The 20,361-nt window shown below is 42.2% G+C and carries 14 protein-coding genes; 12 read left to right on the top strand and 2 right to left on the bottom strand.

All coding sequences use genetic code 11. The annotated features are described in order from the left end of the window. Positions 1 to 185 precede the first annotated feature (185 nt). The 4 genes from pnuC (at position 186) to GUA46_RS10085 (ending at position 5,441) form a co-directional block, all read left to right on the top strand. Positions 186 to 785 carry a nicotinamide riboside transporter PnuC gene (gene pnuC, locus GUA46_RS10100; RefSeq protein ID WP_176620383.1) on the top strand — a complete coding sequence of 200 codons (600 nt, stop codon included), beginning with the start codon at positions 186 to 188 and terminating at the stop codon, positions 783 to 785. Further along, positions 772 to 1,809 (top strand): acyl-CoA dehydrogenase family protein, encoded by a 1,038-nt coding sequence (locus GUA46_RS10095; RefSeq protein ID WP_176620382.1) that lies wholly within the window; start codon positions 772 to 774, stop codon positions 1,807 to 1,809. Before pnuC ends, GUA46_RS10095 begins: the two co-directional genes overlap by 14 nt. A gap of 56 nt (positions 1,810 to 1,865) precedes the next feature. Continuing rightward, the gene (locus GUA46_RS10090) at positions 1,866 to 2,297 is read left to right on the top strand and encodes a hypothetical protein (RefSeq protein WP_176620381.1); all 432 of its coding nucleotides are present in this window, start codon (positions 1,866 to 1,868) and stop codon (positions 2,295 to 2,297) included. Between the two features lie 129 nt (positions 2,298 to 2,426). Beyond that, positions 2,427 to 5,441 (top strand): VPS10 domain-containing protein, encoded by a 3,015-nt coding sequence (locus tag GUA46_RS10085; RefSeq protein ID WP_176620380.1) that lies wholly within the window; start codon positions 2,427 to 2,429, stop codon positions 5,439 to 5,441. A 39-nt stretch (positions 5,442 to 5,480) separates the two neighbouring features. Here GUA46_RS10085 and GUA46_RS10080 read toward each other — a convergent pair whose 3' ends face one another. Beyond that, on the bottom strand, positions 5,481 to 5,699 hold the full coding sequence (locus tag GUA46_RS10080; RefSeq protein ID WP_176620379.1) for a hypothetical protein: 219 nt from the start codon (positions 5,697 to 5,699) through the stop codon (positions 5,481 to 5,483). A gap of 3 nt (positions 5,700 to 5,702) precedes the next feature. Continuing rightward, positions 5,703 to 6,200, bottom strand: coding sequence for a DinB family protein (locus GUA46_RS10075; RefSeq protein WP_176620378.1), 498 nt, complete (start codon positions 6,198 to 6,200; stop codon positions 5,703 to 5,705). 232 nt (positions 6,201 to 6,432) lie between these two features. On the opposite strand from GUA46_RS10075, the gene GUA46_RS10070 reads away from it, so the two are divergent. The 8 genes from GUA46_RS10070 (at position 6,433) to GUA46_RS10035 (ending at position 20,360) form a co-directional block, all read left to right on the top strand. Beyond that, positions 6,433 to 7,395 carry a helix-turn-helix transcriptional regulator gene (locus tag GUA46_RS10070; RefSeq protein ID WP_229418498.1) on the top strand — a complete coding sequence of 321 codons (963 nt, stop codon included), beginning with the start codon at positions 6,433 to 6,435 and terminating at the stop codon, positions 7,393 to 7,395. Positions 7,396 to 7,414: 19 nt separating this feature from the next. After that, positions 7,415 to 8,023: an alpha-ketoglutarate-dependent dioxygenase AlkB family protein gene (locus tag GUA46_RS10065; RefSeq protein WP_176620376.1), complete on the top strand. Its 609-nt coding sequence runs from the start codon at positions 7,415 to 7,417 to the stop codon at positions 8,021 to 8,023. Between the two features lie 91 nt (positions 8,024 to 8,114). Continuing rightward, the gene (locus GUA46_RS10060; protein WP_218109539.1) at positions 8,115 to 10,877 is read left to right on the top strand and encodes a helix-turn-helix and ligand-binding sensor domain-containing protein; all 2,763 of its coding nucleotides are present in this window, start codon (positions 8,115 to 8,117) and stop codon (positions 10,875 to 10,877) included. Positions 10,878 to 11,138: 261 nt separating this feature from the next. Further along, positions 11,139 to 14,150 (top strand): SusC/RagA family TonB-linked outer membrane protein, encoded by a 3,012-nt coding sequence (locus GUA46_RS10055; RefSeq protein WP_417942838.1) that lies wholly within the window; start codon positions 11,139 to 11,141, stop codon positions 14,148 to 14,150. An 11-nt stretch (positions 14,151 to 14,161) separates the two neighbouring features. Beyond that, on the top strand, positions 14,162 to 15,742 hold the full coding sequence (locus GUA46_RS10050; protein WP_108244523.1) for a RagB/SusD family nutrient uptake outer membrane protein: 1,581 nt from the start codon (positions 14,162 to 14,164) through the stop codon (positions 15,740 to 15,742). A 23-nt stretch (positions 15,743 to 15,765) separates the two neighbouring features. Next, the gene (locus tag GUA46_RS10045; protein ID WP_176620374.1) at positions 15,766 to 17,559 is read left to right on the top strand and encodes a LamG-like jellyroll fold domain-containing protein; all 1,794 of its coding nucleotides are present in this window, start codon (positions 15,766 to 15,768) and stop codon (positions 17,557 to 17,559) included. A 55-nt stretch (positions 17,560 to 17,614) separates the two neighbouring features. Next, entirely contained in the window at positions 17,615 to 18,994 is a 1,380-nt protein-coding gene (locus tag GUA46_RS10040) for a glucoamylase family protein (RefSeq protein WP_176620373.1), read from the top strand. Further along, entirely contained in the window at positions 18,987 to 20,360 is a 1,374-nt protein-coding gene (locus GUA46_RS10035) for a glucoamylase family protein (RefSeq protein ID WP_176620372.1), read from the top strand. Before GUA46_RS10040 ends, GUA46_RS10035 begins: the two co-directional genes overlap by 8 nt. Position 20,361: the final 1 nt, after the last annotated feature.

The following is a 20,361-nucleotide window of genomic DNA, read 5'->3' as shown; positions in this document are numbered from 1 at the left end:
TTACTTTAAAGTATAATTTTTACCTTCGCCGAAGATGGGGGTGCCCTAAATGGGCTGAGATTATACCCGGAAGTCGAGTACTTCGCACCTGATCCAGATAATGCTGGCGTAGGGATTTAGGCAAATATTGCCCGTATTCCAATTTGGGTACCCCATGATTTTTTGAACGTTGGTTACTCAAAACAATGGAATATAGTACACAACTTGTAGTTCTACAATGGATCGGAACCCTTTTTGGAGTGGTTCAGGTTCTTTTGGCCAGACAGAACAATATCCACAACTATCTTTTCGGCATTATTGCCATTCTAATCAGTATTTGGGTGCTCTATCAATCCCAATTATATGCGGATATCTTGCTCAATATGTATTATTTGGTGATGAGCATTTACGGCTGGTTTTATTGGAAGATGGGAAAACAAAAACAGGAAGCGCCCATTTCGTATTCAACAGGAAAAGAGCACGGTATCGCCATCGGTATAGTAGTGGGGTGTTTTATTTTGATGGCCTATTGGCTCGGACAGCATACAGACTCCGACGTGCCGTATTGGGATGCCGTGGTCTGCGCCTTTGCATGGGCCGGTATGTGGTTGATGGCCAAACGAAAGATCGAAAATTGGGTCTATCTGAATATTAGCAACATCATGTCCATTCCGTTATTGATATATAAAGAGCTCTATATCTATGCTGGGTTGACCGCTTTTTTGTTCACCGTTGCAATTTCGGGATACATCAAATGGAAAAAAATCATTGATAAGAAAAACAACGAGACCTATGCAGGAGCTTGACACGTTGGATTTTAAAAAACCGATTTTTAGCGAAGAAGTGTTGGAGTGGATAGCCAACGAAAACCTTTGGAACCTATGGGTGCCCAAGTGTTATGGGGGTCTGGAAATGTCCTTGTCCGATGGTTTAAAAAAACTACGGTTGCTGGCCAAAGTGGATGGGAGCCTGGGCTGGACCGTTACCTTGTGCAGCGGGGCCAACTTTTTTGTAGGTAATTTACCGAAGGAAGTAGCCGAAGATGTTTTTATCGATTTTGAAAGACCCATATGTTTTGGAGGAAGTGGAGGGGTCTTTGGAACCGCTGAGAAAGATGGAGAAGGATATGTTATTTCAGGAACTTGGAAATATGCAACTGGGGCACCTTACCTTACCCACTTTACCTTGAATGCCAAGATTCAAGAAAATGGAGAAGATGTTATCCAAAAGGATGGCACTCCCATGATTCGTTCCTTTTTGCTCCATAGAAACCAAGTAGAAATCATAGAGGATTGGCAAACCATGGGCCTTAAGGCAACAGCCACCCATTCATTTAGGGTCGAAGAGCAATGGGTCCATGAAAAGTATAGTTTTGTGTACAATGAGGTACATCAGCCCCACCCAATTTTCAAGGTGCATTTTTCCTTGTTTGCTGACCTTACATTATGGGGCAATTATGTGGGGATGGCAGAACATTTTATGGAAGAGGCTACAATCCTAGGTGGCTCAACAGAAGATATCGATCAACTGAAAGTTTACATTGGAAAGTGTGATGCTCTTCTTTCTGATTTTGCAACTGAAATCGAAAGAAGCATAAAGCAGGGCCACACGTTTTCAGAAAAATACATCAATACTGTTCACCATGAAGCTTCCAAATCCGTACAATTTCTTTCACAGGGTATTTTGAACTTGTACCCAAGTCTGGGTATTTTGGCCAGTACTGAATGTCATGTGCTGAATCAGATTTTTAGGGACTATTTTACTGCGACCCAGCACCATATTTTTAGAAAGGGAACAACCGAATCAAGAATCTTCAAAGACTTGGAATAGAATATTGGATGACGCAACTTATTGAAATATTTACATCTTCTTCATAAAACGCATGTATGGAAAAGTTAATCTCGAGTTTGCTCGTCCTTGTATTGTTGAGCCAATTTTCGGCATGCAACAATGATGATACTGATACTCCAAACCCAACGAATACTTCCATTTTAGGGAAATGGAAATTGACTGCGGCATACATTAGCTCCGGTGGGCCACAATATTGGGTAGATATCGAAGATGGGGAAGAGATAGAATTCCTATCGGATGGAAGTTTCACTTCGACCAATTACCCAGAATGTAATGAAGACGGGTATACCCTTGATGGAGAAAACTTGGTACTGGATTATGATTGTGGAGATACGGAGCTGGTAGCCGAAAACGAAGAAGGCTTGATTACGTTCCATATCGAATTTGAAAATGACCATTTTCTTTTATCCCCAACCAGTGTTATTTGCATCGAAGGATGCAGCTACAAATATGAAAGGATGGATTAATGAGGGGCAAGAGTTATAAAATTCGCAAATAACCTCGTTGTCAATCATAAAGCCGTAATTCCTTTACCATACATTTAGATTTTCTAGGTATTTAGTAGATTTGGCAATAAACCAACTTCTAACTAACTCATGACCTTAAAACATCGTTCTTTTTATTTCCTATTTACATTTTTGTTGAGTTGTGCCACTTTTGCACAAGATTTTGAAGCCTTGGAATACCGTACCATAGGTCCTGCTAGGGGAGGTAGGGTAACCACCGTTACCGGAACAGCCATGTTGCCGGGTACTTTTTATTTTGGCGCTACTGGTGCCGGTGTCTGGAAAACCGAAGATTACGGAACCTCTTGGAACAATATTTCCGACGGATTTTTTAAAACGCCCTCAATCGGTGCCATTGAAGTTGCAGCTAACGACCCCAATATTCTTTATGTAGGTACGGGGTCCGATGGTATCCGTAGCAACATCATCGAAGGCAAGGGCATGTACAAATCCATTGATGCCGGAAAAACATGGGAACACATTGGTCTGGAAAATGCAGGTCAGATAGGTGCCGTGGAAATAGACCCTACCAACAGCAATATTGTTTGGGTAGCCGCCATCGGAAATGCATTTAAGTCCAATAAGGAAAGAGGAATATATAAAACCACTGATGGAGGTGCAACTTGGGAAAAAGTTTTGTTTGTTTCAGAAGAGACAGGTTTTGCCGATTTGGAATTGCTTCCCGGAAACCCAAATGTCATCTATGCCGCTGCATGGAAAGCAAGACGTACCCCTTGGACCATTGATTCAGGTGGGGAGAACAGTGAAGGTGGAATTTATAAATCCGTGAACGGTGGAAAAGATTGGGAGAAATTGGAGGACGGGCTTCCAACGGGACTTATCGGTAAGATTGATTTGGCCGTTTCTCCATCTGACTCCAGAATACTTTATGCAGTAATCGAGGCGCCCGGAGAGGATAGGGGATTGTACAAATCCGTAGACCAAGGTAAATCCTTTGAGCATGTTTCAGATGATGAAAGACTGGTCAACCGACCTTTTTATTACACCAATATTGAGTTGGACCCTACCAATCCAGATATTGTGTATTCCAATGCCAATCCTTTGATAAAATCCATCGATGGTGGTAAATCTTGGAGACGTATGAGTGTTCCCCATGGAGACAACCACGATATTTGGCTAAATCCGGATAATCCAGACCTGTTGATTCAATGTAATGATGGTGGGGCCAATATATCCCACAACGGAGGAAAAACATGGTCTACCCAATACAACCAGCCAACAGCAGAGATTTATCAAGTTGCTGTGGATGATCAATATCCTTACTGGGTCTATGGAGCACAGCAGGATAATACAACGATAGCCATTCCAAGTATGGCGCCTACGGCAACTTCTCCCGCCAATGGGAGTATAATGATGGATGTTGGAGGATGTGAAACTGGGCCTGTAATCCCGATGCCGGGCAATCATTATATCGTTTACAACAACTGTAAGGGACGCTTTAGCGTGTACAGTAAAAAAACAGGACAGAGCCGTGAATATTCCATCGGGGCATCCAACATTTATGGGCATAATCCTAAAGATTTAAAGTATAGGTTCCAACGTGTGGCACCTATCCATGTTTCCCCATTCGACCCTGAAGTGGTGTACATGGGCTCCCAATTTCTACATAAAACAAATGATGGAGGTAAAAACTGGGAAATCATATCTCCAGACCTAACAGAGAACGACCCTGATAAACAAGTGATTTCTGGTAACCCCATTACCAGGGATATTACCGGCGAAGAATATTACAGTACGCTTTATTCCATCAGGGAATCGAAAATTAGCAAAGGTGTGATATGGACAGGGTCCAACGATGGCGTTATTTCGGTCACGAAAGATGGCGGCGCCACTTGGAAGAAGGTTACACCTAAAAAGTTGCCAAAAGGCGGTAGAGTAGAGTCCGTGGAACCATCACAGTTTGACCCTGCAAAGGCTTACATCGCAGTAGACCGACATTTGTTGGGAGATACCACGCCTTATTTTTATAAAACTGATAATTACGGCGAAAGCTGGGAGCTGGTCAGTACTGAATCCAATGGTATACCATCGGACCATACGGCGAGGGTGTTGCGCGAGGACCCCGTACGTAAGGGACTTTTGTATGCCGGTACCGAGTACGGAATGTTTATTTCTTTTGATGATGGAGGAACATGGAAAAGCTTTCAACAAAATCTACCTGTGACACCGATTACCGATATCATTTTGTTCCGAGGAGACTTGATTTTAAGTACCATGGGTCGTGGTTTCTGGATTTTGGACAAGATTACTACCTTAAATGACGAAAACATCACGCAATTGGGAGAGACTCCAGTTCTGTTTAAACCTGATGACACCTATAGATACCAAACTCCATGGGGCGGTGCAGATTTCCCGCAATATCCATCAACCAGCGTAATTATTGATTACTACCTACCATCGGATATAGAGGAAGGGATTAGCCTACAGATTTTGGATGCCCAAGGAAAAGAGGTTTCGACCATTGTGAGCGATTCCACAAAATTGAAGGCGGCTACGGAGATGGTCGAGGACATGAGCCTCAGTATGACTTTTGTGTACATGAACGAGAAATTGGAAGCTAAAAAAGGACTCAATCGTTTTGAGTGGAACATGCAGCAGAAAGGAGCTTGGGACCAAAACAAAAGAAGAAGATTTGGAAATGGACCTACGGTATTGCCCGGCACGTATACTGCGAAACTCACCGTAGGTGAGCAATCACTCGAGAAAAGTTTTGAAGTGCTCATGGACCCGAAGCTTGAAGAAGACGGAATTTCTTTGGCTAAGATGAAAGAGCAACAAGAACTTCAGTTTAAGGTAATTGATTTATTATCGGAAGCACGACAATTTCAGGATAAGGTAGAAAAGAAGATTAAGGAGTTGGAAAAGTCAAATGCGAGTGAAGCCCAACTTCAGCCCTATAAAGATGTTTTAAAGGAGCTAAAAAACGATGAAGGAGCCTATCCTGAAGTGGTTATGGTAGCTCAAATTTCGTATTTGTACTACATTTTGAGCAGCGCGGACAAAGAACCAGGACAAGAGGAAAAAGACCGCTACCAAGAATTGTTGGTCCAATTCAACGAACTTAAGGGAAAAGTTAATCTATAATTTAAAAGCCCCTTTTAAAAGGGGCTTTTTGTTTACTGCTCAGTGCAATTCTTCACAATGAAAACCATTGTTTTGTAAGAGCGCGGAAATTATTGGGGCCTTCAGATTTTTGGTTTCGACTCTCAGGATATTGTCACAATCTTCGAGGTCAAAATTCCAGCAGCCATTGGTATCGACCAGCCTGTTCAGCCACGGACGAAGCTGTTTCACTTCTCCTTTTCGTTTTACGGATGTCTTAAAAACATGGACGGTCATCATAATTTAGCTTCGGTCATAAAAAAAAGGAGGTTCAATATCAAGGGCACGTAAATAAACATAACCTTGCGCACGGTGGTGAATCTCGTTATCCACGAAATACTGTATGCTGGATAACACGGTACCTTCATACTGCCCAAAAAGTTTTATCTCCTCTTGGAATCTCTCGATGCTTATTTGACTCCAAAGCTTATTGATTTCTTCGGTGTCCTGGTCCCATTTTTTTAAAAAATCGGCTTTGGTGCTACCGTAGTCACGATGTTCGTCAAATTCAACGGTTTTTCCTGATACGATTTCAGTAAGTCCAGGAACGGCAATGGCAAAAAGTTCTTTGGTCATTTCAGCAAAAGGACGCATCCCTCCAATACTGTAATTAAAAAACTCTTTTTCAGGAAAGGCCTCGATAACCCTTCGGGTAAGTCTTCTGTGTCCTTGGTATTGTTCCAAAAACTGTTCAGGTGTCATTACTTGTCTCGTTGTCTGTTCATTAATGGTGTTTTCCATGTAATTGTGATTTAAAGGTTTATTGTTTCTGAAAACAAAATTAGAAGGGGGGTGTGACAGCCCCGTGTCAGTAGTAAAAATTGAATTCAAAAAAAATACTGTTGACAAACTGCTGTCATATGTTCCAAATAATTTTGATGGAGACAATGCATATAAATGATATAATATGAGCAGGAAAACATCTTCCATCCACGGATTGAAATCCTATCTTTGGGAGATAGCTCACGCAATTATGGGAATGGATACCGTTAAACGTTTTGATAGGATAGTTGCTATTTTAATACAGTTGCAGACCAAGCGGATTGTAAAAGCGCAGGAACTTGCGGATCGCTTTGAGGTGAGCTTGCGCACCATTTATAGGGATGTCAGGACCCTTGAGGCCTCCGGGGTTCCCATTGTTAGTGAGGCCGGGGTAGGATATTCCATCATGGAGGGATATCGATTGCCTCCGGTAATGTTTACCCGCGAGGAGGCGGGAAGTTTTGTAGCGGCCGAAAAATTGATGCAGCAATTCACGGATAAGTCTCTTGGCGCTTATTACGAGTCTGCGATGTTTAAACTAAAATCGGTTCTGCGGGGCAAGGAAAAGGACTGGGTGGAAGCATTGGAATCCCAAGTGTCCATAGTGCCCGGGCAGGTTCTGTTCAACGATAAAGTGCCCAATGCCCTTGAGATTCTGTTCGAGAGCATTGCAGAACGGAAACAAGTATTTTTGAGATATGAATCATTACGGGAAGAAACACCATTGGAACGACACATTGAGCCCGTAGGGCTGTTTAATGAAAACGGATTTTGGTACATTTTGGGTTATTGCCATCTGCGTACCGATTATCGCCATTTTAGAACCGATAGAATCCATAAAATAGCAAGAACCTCGCTTGATTTTTTACTGGAGCATGGCACTATTGACGAGCACAGGAGCAAAAAAGAGGAGGTTTCAAAAACCAAAGTAAAAATATTGGTAGAGAAATCCGTGGCCAAGTATATTCAAGGACAGACCAAACATTATGGATTAGTTTCCATCGAGATAAAGGGAGAAGAAGTTGAAATGACGTTCATGACCACGGATTGGAAAAACGGATTTTCCCGTTGGTACCTCATGTTTGGTGACTATGCCAAAATAATCGAACCAGAGGCGCTAAGGGAGCGGGTGGTGGAGATATTGGCCAAAAGTCAAGAAAGGCTTTCCCATTAAGAAGGCCCAAATATAAAAGATGGATTTATTCACGAATCAGATAGACCCCAATCAAAATATATTGCCCAACGACGGAACCGTCAATTATTTTGGTCCTATTGTGGAGTTGGAAAAGGCCGATTTTTACTTTGAACGACTATTGAATACGATTTCTTGGGAGCACGATGAGATACATATGTTCGGCAAGCACATCACGACCAAACGAAAAGTAGGTTGGTATGGGGAGGAACCTTTTGAGTATACCTATTCCAATACTACTAAAAAGGCATTGTTCTGGACTCCCGAGCTAATGGAACTTAAAAACCTGACCGAAAGCCGAACAAATGAGACTTATAATTCCTGTTTGCTCAATTTATATCATTCAGGAGAAGAGGGGATGGGATGGCACACTGATGATGAAAGGGAACTTAAACCCAACGGTGCTATTGCTTCTTTAAGCTTTGGAGCAGAACGTAAATTCGCATTTAAACACAAAACAACCAAAGAAAAGGTAGAGTTATGGTTGGATCATGGAAGTTTGCTGGTAATGAAGGGTGAAACGCAAACACATTGGCTTCACCGTTTGCCGCCAACAAAAAAGATAGGCGCTCCAAGAATCAATTTAACATTTAGGACGATAAAATTGTAATATAGAGGTATTGTTTAGGTAAGCTATATTTCAAAGGGCAGTTTTGTAAATTCATTGTTTAGAAGGAACTTTACCAGATAAATTAACGAGAATGCCGATTATATTCAGGGTTACATCAATTGTGTTTCTATTGGTCTGTCTATCAGTCAGTGGACAACAGTTGTTGCCACCTATCCAAAATTATCAGTTACTGGATTATAAGGGAGGCACAAAAAATTGGGATGTTTCCATCAATGAAAATGGGGAGTTGTTCGTGGCGAACAACAAAGGGCTACTTCATTATAACGGTGAACAATGGACGTTGAACAAACTGCCCAACAATACCATAATCAGGTCGGTTAAAAGTATTGGGGACCGGGTGTACACGGGGTCTTACGAAGAATTTGGCTATTGGACCAAAAATGAGTTTGGTGAACTGGGTTATACTTCATTGACGCACCTTATTAAGGACCATACCTTTACAAGTGAAGAATTTTGGGAAATTTTCCCTTCTTCGGATGGCAGGGTAATGTTCCGTTCTTTTTCTGCAATTTATTCTTATTCACGAGATAAGATAACAGTTGTTGATCCTCCCTTTGTGGTTTCCGACCTTATCGAATTTAATGGAAAATTGATTGTGGCCGGTGGTTCCGTAGGACTTTTTGAAGTAAAAGGGGATTCGTATGAGCCATTGTCCGATCAAGATTTATTGGTGGGGAAAACCATTAACGACATAGCTATTTTTGAAGGTAACTTGCTGGTGGGCACCAAACTAAGCGGCTGTTTTTTGTATGATGGAACCACCTTGACTCCTTGGCAAACAGCTATAAATGAAGAGCTCAAGGATCACCAACTGAACAAAATAACCCTTTTGGGAGAAAACCTGCTAGGCTTTGGGACCATTAAAAACGGCATGTATCTCTACAGTTCCGAAACGGGCAAGTACAGTATTTTAAATCGTGAATCCGGTCTTCAGAACAACACGGTGCTTTCTTCATTATTGTACAAAGATTTACTCTGGTTGGGGTTGGACAATGGATTAGCTCGGGTGAGGCTTACCAATCCTATAACGTACTTTACAGATTATACAGGATTGTTAGGCATGGTCTACGATATCGCTTGGTACAATGGTAAATTATTTCTGGGAAGCAATACAGGGGTCTTTTATTTTGAGGGTAGTGAACTAAAGTTTGTTAATGGCTCCCAAGGACATGTGTGGGACCTAGATGTAATCGAGGGCGATTTGCTGTGTGGACATACAAGGGGAACATTCAAGGTGTCCGAGAACAGTTTTGAACTGATTAGCGAAGTTGCCGGTGGTTATCAGATGATAAAAGTACCGGATAGAAAATCTACCTATGTCCAAGGAACCTATAATGGTGTGGCCATGTTTACAAAACATGATGATGAAACTTGGGAAGTAGTTAAGATAGAAGGGATGGATGAACCAGTGAAGCAATTATGCTTTGAAACACCAAGCATACTTTGGACGGCGCATCCGTATAAAGGATTCTCTAGAATTCATTTTAATGAAGCCCAATACAATAAGGTAGATAGAATCCAGAAGTTCAACCAAGAAGAGGCCCCAAGCGAGTACAATGTAAAGCTCTATAATATAAAGAACCATATTGTACTTAATAGTGAAGGGAATTGGTATGCCTACAACCCGATTGGCGACAAAATTGAAAAATTTGAGGAATTCAAAGATTATAAAAACAAGGAACTGCTGTTTTTTGATCAAGAATATTTTTGGTTTGTGGACGATGATGAACAGAAAGCCATTATTTATACAGATTTGAAGGGAGACAGTCTAATGCTTACAGATTTGCCGCTGCGAGAGCGATTGGCACCTGATTCCCAAAATTTGGTAAAGGTGAATGACAGTACATCCTACATTACCCTTATAGACGGATTTGCCAAAATTAATGCACCAGGGTTAAAGGGAATATCCGGGCAAGAAGAGCTTCCGGTTCCGAGTTTTATAGTTTTAAAAGATCAAGAGAGCAAGCATTCGGTACAGGGGAACAGCATAGACATTCCTTTTAGAAATTCCCAATCCATAACCATCGAGGTAGCATCACCAGAATACATATATCCCCATTATTATTATAGGTTGGAAGGGCCAAAGGAATATTCGCAATACGTGGAGAGTGGGGCCATCAATTTTCAAAACCTGCCTTATGGTGAGTATACTTTCAAAATTGCCACTTCGGGTATGGATAATAGCATTTCTGAATACAAGCAATTGAATTTCACTATATCCCCACCTTGGTTTTTTTCGTGGTGGAGTCTTTTTCTTTATTTGGCATTGGCTGTTCTTGCAATTTATTTGGTGAGAAGATACAATAGGAGAAAATTGGAAAGAAAGCATAGGGAGTTGGAAGAACGTTTACATCACGAGCAGCAGGAGAGGATGGCCAAGATGGAAAAAGAAGAACTGGCCAAAGAAGTGAAGCAAAAGCAGAATGAATTGGCTAGCACCACATTGAACATTGCACGAAAAAATGAAATGATACTGGAATTGAAGAATATGCTTATTATGAACAAGGATAAGTTTTCCAATTCACAGCGATACCGAACATTTATCAAAAAACTGAACAGTTCCATAGAGGATACCGAAGATTGGAGACGGTTCGAGGTCAATTTTAAGGAATTGCACCAAGATTTTTTTGAGCGATTATTGAAGTCTTACCCCTCCTTGACCCCAAAAGACCTAAAGTTGTGTGCTTACCTAAAAATGAATCTTTCTACAAAGGAAATTGCACCGTTGATGGGCATAACGGTTAGAGGGGTAGAAATACATCGATACCGTCTCAGGAAAAAGCTAGATATGGATAGCTCGGACAACCTTTCCAACTTTCTTATCACTTTTTAAGAGTTTAAAAACGCTCCAAGAAGTTTATTAAAAGTTCTAAAGCAGATTACATCATTACTACATCACTATGTTAATATTTTTTACATCAAAACATGTGTTGGATACTGCAAACACTGTGAAACAAGGGTTTCAAAGCATTTTAAAAATGATGTATTTATTATGTATTCCAATCAGCCTGCTATCGGCACACTCTTTATTAATTTAGTAAAAATCTAACTCTATTTTTGCACAATTATGAAAATTAAAAGCAAACTTTTGCTAATGTCATTTTTATTGTTTCAGGCCGTCGTTTTGGCCCAAAACAATATAACGATTTCGGGAACGGTAACCGATGATCAAGGGCAACCATTGCCTGGGGCAAGTATAGTGCTTGAGGGTACTACAACAGGAATACAAACGGACTTTGATGGAAACTATACCTTGGACAACGTTCCGGGAGATGGTTCGTTGGTGTTTAGTTATGTAGGTTTTACTTCTCAAACCATACCTATTAATAATAGAACAACTATCGACTTGACGATGCAGGAAGACACACAAAGTCTAGATGAAGTTGTTGTGGTCGGCTATGGTACCCAGAAGAAGGCAGATTTAACAGGTTCCATTGCCACAGTGGATGCCGAGCAAATTGAAAAAACACCTTCCGCCAACCCCGTACAATCTTTACAGGGCAAGGTTGCAGGTGTACAAATTGTAACGCCAGGTTCCCCAGGAGCATCACCTACGGTTAGGATTCGAGGTCTGGGTACATATTCCGATGCTACCAGTCTTTTATATGTTGTTGATGGTATGTTCTACAACAATATAGACTTTTTGAACCCGAACGATATCAAGTCGATGAACGTTTTGAAAGATGCCTCTTCTTCTGCTATTTATGGGGTAAGGGCAGCGAACGGTGTAATCATCATCGAAACAAAATCTGGAGGAAAAAACAGGAAGCCTACTATAGAGTATAACGGTTATACAGGTATACAACGTGCGCAAAATGTGTTGCAAATGGCCAACGCCGAGCAATTTGTGACCATGGCCGTGGAATCTGGTTCATCAGCTGATGTTCAGTTTATCTTAAATGCAATGCAGCGTTATGGTAGAAGTAGGGTCAATCCAAACGTACCCAATGTAAATACAGATTGGTACGATGAGATTATCCGCGATGGACTTATTCAGAACCACAGTTTAAGTGTAACTGGTGGTACAGAAAATGTTTCCTATTCCTTGGGTACAAACTACTTTTCACAACAAGGTTTGTTGGATATGAACAACGAGTACGAGCGATTCAATATCCGTTCCAAGCTCGATGTGGATGTTACCGATAATTTAAAAGTAGGGGTGAATACTGTGTTCAGTAACGCAACACAGCAAAACGCTGAGGATGCTGCATGGTTCAAAGCTTATTTTGCCGTACCTATTTTACCAGTGTTTGATGATTTAAATACAGAAGCAACGCCTACGCGTTACGCAAATGCACAAGCATTCGGATATAGGAGCACACAGAATCCATTTCCCGATATGGTCTACAATGACGATAGGTTGAAAATACGTAAGTTGTTGGCTAACATATACTTGCAAACCGACCTTATAAAGGACAAGCTTACGTTTAAGACCACCTACAATGTGGATTTCTCCGCTTTGGAAGAAAGATATGTGAACCTACCTTATAATATGGGTTATGGTGACCAACGAATTTCTGATATAAACAGAAAGCAGAACAACTACTACAATCAAATTTGGGATAACGTGCTTACCTATACGGATACCTACGCAGAAGACCATAACGTAACGGTAATGGCGGGTACTTCCTTTAGGGACGAAGCATCAAACAGATTTGAAGCTACTGGTCGCGACATTGCGGGAATCAATTATGAAACATCATGGTTTCTGGATTTTGCCGATCCTTTATCCTTCAATAATAATGTAGAAGAAGACAACGGTAGAATCTATGGACAATCCTATTTTGGTAGAGTGTCGTACAACTTTAAGAACCGATATCTGCTTTATGGAACTTTCAGAGCGGACAGGTCATCTAAATTTACGCAAGAACAATGGGGTTATTTCCCTTCTGTAGGTGCTGGTTGGGTAGTGTCCCAGGAGCCATTTATGGAGAATGTAGGCTTCTTTGATTTCTTAAAGTTGAGGGCCGCATGGGGTAGATTGGGTAACGATAACGTTCCTGCAAGTGCCGGTGCCAATACTATTTCGAACGAAACTGTGGATTTGGGAGATACCCCAAATACCGGTATTACGGCAACAAGTACTTACACCGATCTAACATGGGAGGTAGTGGAAGAATTGGACTTTGGTTTCAATATGAATGTTTTAAATAATCGCTTGTCGTTAGAGGCGGACTATTACATCAGGGATACCGAAGATGCCATTATGCCCGTCTACATTCCAATAGCAGACAAGACAATCTCAAGAAACTCAGGTGTCATACGAAACTCTGGAGTAGAGGTGGCATTAAATTGGAGCGATGAAATTACATCCGATTTCACCTATACCGTAGGGGCCAACTTTACCACAGTAAAGAACGAGGCCATTCAAATTGAGGACGAAAAAGGGTATATCGATTCAGGTTCTGCTGAGTTCCGTCAAAGAACGTTGGTGGGCGAACCGCTTTATGCGTTCTACGGATACGAAACTACCGGTGTATACCAGAACCAGGCGCAGATTGATGCAGACCCTGTCGCACAAAATGCAATTGCCAACGGACAGGATATTCAGCCAGGTTACCTCATTTATAACGATGCAAACGGTGATGGAACCATTACCGATGAAGATAGAATGGTTCTAGGCTCCTTTTTGCCAAAATTCACTTACGGGGGTAACATAGGGCTTAATTATAAGGACTTTGGATTTACCATGAATTTCTACGGACAGAGCGGCAACAAGATCTTGAACAGAAAAAGAGGAGAGATTTTGTTTACCAATGATACCAATATGGATGCCGATTTGGCCAAGAATCGTTGGCATGGTGAGGGAACCAGTAATACTTATCCATCATCAGCAGGTTTAAGGGATGGCTGGAACCAGAGATTGAGCAATTTTTGGGTAGAGGATGGAGATTTCTTCAGAATCCAGAATATTCAATTGGCTTACACCTTAAGAGGCGATAAGCTAAAGGGCAACGCACCTGATATTAAATTCACATTAACCGCCGAGAGACCGTTGACATTGTTCAGCTACAACGGATTCAATCCAGAAGTATCGGATGGAGTGGATCGCCAAACATATCCAGTTCCAGCAATCTACACCTTTGGTGTTAATGTTAAACTATAAAAGAAATTGCAATGAAGAATTATAAAAACATAATATTAAAAGTAACATTTGTTTTGATTGCGATACTCTTTGTCCAATCATGCTCAGATAAATTTGAAGACAGGGAAGGTCAGCTCAATGCGGATGACCTGGACTACACCGATACCGAAGATATGATTCAGGCATTGGTAGGGTCATATCACGTAATGGCTACCCGTGGTTGGGAAGAGCCTATCCTATTATCTGTAAGGGGGGATGATGTTAATGCAGGTGGAGTAGGTGATGCACAAGATGGTTTAACCGATGCAGACCTTTTTATATATAACCAAGGTTATTGGATGTTCAATCAACTTTGGAATGCCCATTACGGGGACGTGGTATCACTTAATACTCAAATTGAATTGATTCAGAGCTTCAAGGAATTTGCAAGTGAAGAAAATCAAGTAACTGCTGATCAATATATCGCCGAGATAAAGGTGATGAGAGCTTGGTTGCACTTTAACCTGGCAAGGGTTTGGGAAAATGTTTTCATTATTGAGTCTACCCAGCCTGACGCAGAGATTATGGACGGTCCGGCATCCAAGAACGAAATGATGCAGTACATCGCCGATCAAATGGACGAGGCCATACCAATGCTGCCAAATTTGAGACCGAACGAGCGTACCGATGTTCCAGGAGGGGTAACACGCTATACAGCTTACGCCATTAAGGCCATGGCAATGATGGAGTTGGAAGATTATCAAGGAATGGCAGATGCATCTGCGGCCATTATCAACTCCAATAGATTTTCATTGTATCCAGATTTCTACAGTTTGTTCAAAAAACCAGGGGAGTTGAGCGATGAAAGCCTAATGGAATTTCAGTTTTCAGATTATGGTTCCAGTACCAGTGATGAGTTTTACCACTTATATGCACCATTCGGACCATCTGGTTGGACACCAGCTAGGGAAAATGCTTCCCCAGGTTGGGGCTTTTACGAGCCCAGCATCAAGTTCATCAAGTTTATGCTAGATCGCGAGGATTTTGAACGTTTGGAAACCAGCGTATTGTTCTCTCCAAGAGGCGTACAGGAAGTTGCTGAAGACCCGGCCTATACCAATTTGCCAGCTTTTATGGATATCCAAATAAGCGATGACCGTTCCTATATTACCACACGGGATGGTGATCAGATAAACGATTATTCACGGGCACGTTTTGCAAGTGGTAAACATTACCTTCCTTCCGTTCAATTAACGGATCAAAGAAATGATTATGGGGGAGGTAAAAACATGATCGTAATCCGTTATGCCGAAATCCTATTGATGTACGCGGAAGCATTGACCCGAGGTGCCAGTGGTTCTGGAATGACAGCTGATCAGGCCGTCAACATGGTACGTTCTAGAGCAGGATTGTCTTCATTGTCAGGCGTTACCTCTGATCAGGTTATGGACGAAAAGTTTGCCGAATTGGGAATGGAATGGGGAATTCGCTACTATGATATGGTCCGTTTGGAAAACTACTCCGAACTAAGCTATGACGGTAGAACATTTACAGCTGACAGAGCTTATTTGCCCTACCCACAAGAACAGGTGGATGCACTTCCAACACTTACAGGTAGTAACGGCAACGATTAAACAAACTAAATAAACAACACAAGATGAAACATATAGTTAAATCCATAATAATGTTACTGGCACTGCTCGTAGTGTCCTGTAATGAAGGAATTGACCCCATTACCGCTGTGGATGCCGGTGTAGATGAAACCGCACCGCAGGTAACCATAAGTGCTCCGGTGGCAGGAAGCGTAATTCAGGTGCCGGCCGAAACTACGGATGTGCCGATTTCCTTTCAGGTCACGGACGATATAGAAGTAGGCTCCATCAGCGTACAAATGAATGGAAGTACTATTGCTACCTATAATGGCGGGTTCGTGGATTATCGTAGGGTACTTGTAAACAATTTGGTATTTGAAGGTTTGGTTGATGGAGAGCATGAGCTGACCGTAACCGCAACGGATTTGGATGGAAAGTCTACTTCCGCTACGGTAAACTTTTCCAAGGAACCCCCATATTTGCCCAAATACGAGGGAGAGATACTGTATATGCCCTTCAATGGAGATTGGATAGATCTAATTTCTTTCCAAACCCCGACCGTAGTTGGTGACCCATCATTTGCAAGTGAAGAAGAAAGCCTAAATGGTTCTGGAGCTTATGCCGGAGCAGAAGGTGCTTATTTAACATTGCCAACAGATGGGTTGACAAACCCTGAGTTCAGTGCCATTTTCTGGGTGAAAATTAATGCCATACCGGATAGGGCTGGTATTTTGACCATGAGCCCACCAATGACCGATGGAACTACCAATGACCGTAATAAAGGTTTTGCTTTCTTCAGGGAAAACGCTGGTGGTGAGCAAAGATTCAAACTTACCGCAGGCTATGGTGAAGGAGCAGAATGGTTTGATGGTGGAGAAATGGCGGATGTAGATCCTTCTACCGGTGAGTGGGTCAATCTGGCATTCACTATTTCAGGTTCGGAAGCTGTTGTCTACATCAATGGACAAGTAGTGAGCCAAAACGCATTTCCAGGCATCGATTGGACTGATTGCAATGTACTGTCCATAATGTCCGGGGCACCCAACTTTACAGAGTGGAACCACCTATCCGACCAAAGTTTGATGGATGAGCTTAGAATCTTTAATCGGGCAATCACCCAAGAAGAAATTCAAACTATTATGGCCGATGATTCAGGAGAATTTGTTTCATCATACCCTCCAACTTTTGACGGTGAATTCTTCTATATGCCTTTTGATGGAGACTACATGGAAATGTTCAGGGAAACTGAGGCCACCGAAGTTGGAAACCCAGGGTTTGCGGGAGAAAGTGTAGAAGGCACAGATGCCTACGCCGGAGCTGTAGATTCGTATTTGACATTCCCTACACAGGGATTGACATCGGACAACTTCAGTGCCACCATGTGGTATAAAATGAATGTGACCGAAAATAACGCAGGTATTTTGATAACAGGACCCGAGGATACCGAAAATGCAGGCTATCCAGAAGTTCAGAACCTTAGAACCAGCGGGTTCCGTTTCTTTAGGGAGAATGTAGGCGGAATGCAACGCTTCAAGCTAAATGTAGGTGATGGCACGGCAGATGCATGGGTAGATGGTGGAGAAAACGCCGACGTTGACCCATTGGTTGCTACAGATTGGATACACTTGGCCATTACAATTTCCGGTTCAAATGCTGTGGTTTATATAGATGGTGAACCAGTGGGGCAAAATACCATATCAGGTATCGATTGGTCCGATTGTGATTTCTTCAGTATAGGTTCCGGAGCACCAACATTTACGGAGTGGGGCCATTTATCGGACGAAAGTCAGATAGATGAACTACGGTTCTATAATAAATCCCTTACCCAAGAAGAGGTACAGGAAGTCATGAACAATTAATGGGTTACTATATGTAGCGCATCAAAATATTTGATTAGTTAGTTTAGTTATTTTTATGAGGTTAATTGTATTACCATTGGCCATTGCCGCCCTTTTAGTAGGGTGCAATGGCCAAAAAACTAAGGAAAAAAGCAAAGAATCAACCCCTGAAAGCACCATCGATAGCCTTGCCTATACCGATGGAGCATTGCTGGACTCTGTGCAGTACCAGACCTTCAACTACTTTTGGGATGGAGCAGAACCGGTTTCTGGATTGGCCAGGGAACGTATCCACATGGATGACGTTTATCCAAACCATGATAAGAATATTATAACAACAGGTGGTTCAGGTTTTGGACTGATGGCCATTTTGGTGGGTGTAGAAAGAGATTTCATCTCTAGGGAACAGGCCTTGGAACGCTATGAAAAAATCGTTGACTTTTTGGAGAAGGCAGATCGTTTTCACGGAGCATGGCCACACTGGTTGTTGCCGTCTGGAAAAGTGACTCCCTTCAGCAAAAAGGATAACGGTGGTGACCTTGTAGAGACCGCTTTTTTGGTCCAAGGGTTGCTGACCGTTAAAGCCTATTTTAAGGATGGCAATGAACGTGAACAGCAATTGGCCCAAAAAATCCAAGAGCTATGGGAAGAAGTAGAGTGGGACTGGTACACCAAGAACGGTGAAGATGTGCTATATTGGCATTGGAGCCCCGAATACCAATGGGAAATGAACTTTCCCGTAGGCGGTTACAACGAAGCCTTGATCATGTATGTGTTGGCGGCAGCCTCTCCGACACACCCAATAAAAAAATCGGTTTATGAAAAAGGTTGGGGAGTAGATGGAGCTATTACCAAAGATACTACCTATTATGGTCTGGAAACGGAAATGAACCATTACGAACATAGTGATGCCCCCGTAGGACCCTTATTTTGGGCACATTATTCCTATTTGGGCCTAAATCCGAAAGGACTCAAAGACCAGTTTGGTGATTATTGGAAACTCAATAAAAACCACGCATTGATCCACTACAAATATTGCGTGGACAATCCGAAGAATTATGAAGGGTATGGAGAAGACTGTTGGGGCCTCACTTCCAGCTATTCCATTAATGGATATGCCGGCCATCGCCCGGGAGAAGACCTAGGAGTGATTTCCCCTACGGCAGCGCTGTCTTCAATGCCCTACACACCAGATGAAAGCCAAAGGTTTCTGAGATATATGTATAATGAGCAGGACAGTCTCATTGGAAAATACGGACCCTATGATGCTTTTAGCATGCAAGACGATTGGTACTTGCCAAGATACTTGGCCATAGATCAAGGTCCAATTCCTGTAATGATAGAAAACTATAGGAGCGGATTGTTCTGGAAGCTGTTCATGGCCAATGAAGATGTCCAGAAAGGATTGAAAAATTTGGGTTTTGAAAGTCCTGAGATTACAAATACAGATGATTAAGAAAACAATATACCTCTTGCTATTTTCCAGCCTGATGATTTCCTGTGGGGGAGGGGATGACTATACGTATATCCCAACAGAGCCGGAATTGCCAGGAAGTGGTTCCGAAGAGGAGGAGGAGCCTACCATCACCGATGAGGAATTACTTGATTTGACCCAAGAGGAAACTTTTAAATATTTCTGGGATTATGCCGACGCCAACTCCGGTGGGGCAAGGGAAAGATATCATCCCAACGACCCCGCAAATAGTGAGGGAGTGGTAACGGCAGGCGGCACTGGGTTTGGACTTATGGCTATCTTGGTGGGCATTGAAAGAGGATTTGTTTCTCGGGCTGAAGCCGTTGACCGTTTGAATACTTTATTAGATTTTCTTGAAAATGCAGACCGCTTTCATGGGGCTTGGCCACACTGGATGAACGGTGCTACAGGGTCCGTTATCCCATTTAGTGACTTGGATGATGGAGGTGATTTGGTAGAGACCGCCTTCTTAGCGCAGGGTCTGGTTTGTATAAAGGAATATTTCAAAAATGGGACGGACATAGAACAAGCACTGGCCCAACAGGCAGATGATTTGTGGAAAGGAGTCGAGTGGGATTGGTATACACAAAATCAAAATGTGTTGTATTGGCACTGGAGCCCGAATCATAACTTCGCTATCAATATGCCTCTAACAGGGTACAACGAGGTATTGATTACCTATATAATGGCCGCTGCTTCTGCGGATTTTACCATTGATAAAGAAGTATATACTAACGGTTGGGCATCAAACGGTGGAATCCAATCGGGAAACACACAGTACGGTTATCCACTTTTGGTGAGACATAATGGAGCGGAGCAGTTCGGCGGACCCTTATTTTGGGCGCACTACTCATATTTGGGATTAGATCCACGCAACCTCTCCGATGAGTATGTCAATTATTGGGATGTAAACGTAAATCACACCATGATCAATTATGAATATTGTGTGGCAAATCCCGGATTTCATCAAGATTACGGAGAAGATTGTTGGGGACTTACAGCGAGTTACTCAAGAAACAATGATGGAAGCATAGGATACAATGCCCATAGTCCCAATAACGATACAGGTGTTATCTCACCAACGGCAGCCATAAGCTCAATTCCTTACGCCCCGGACGAATCTCTTGCCGCAATGCATTATTTTTATAGAAATAGAGCAGATTTGTTTGGACCTGCCGGTTTTTACGATGCCTTTAGCCCAGAATATGATTGGGTGGCTGAAGCGTATTTGGCCATAGACCAAGGTCCGCAAATCATTATGATTGAAAACTATCGAACCGGATTGCTTTGGGATTTGTTCATGGGTAACGAAGACGTTCAAAATGGTTTGACCAAACTTGGATTTTGAT

The sequence above is a fragment of the Flagellimonas chongwuensis genome, from assembly GCF_013376415.1.
GTDB lineage: Bacteria > Bacteroidota > Bacteroidia > Flavobacteriales > Flavobacteriaceae > Flagellimonas > Flagellimonas chongwuensis.
The sequence above is the reverse complement of the archived record's forward strand: the minus strand, read 5'-3'. Positions and strand labels throughout refer to the sequence as shown.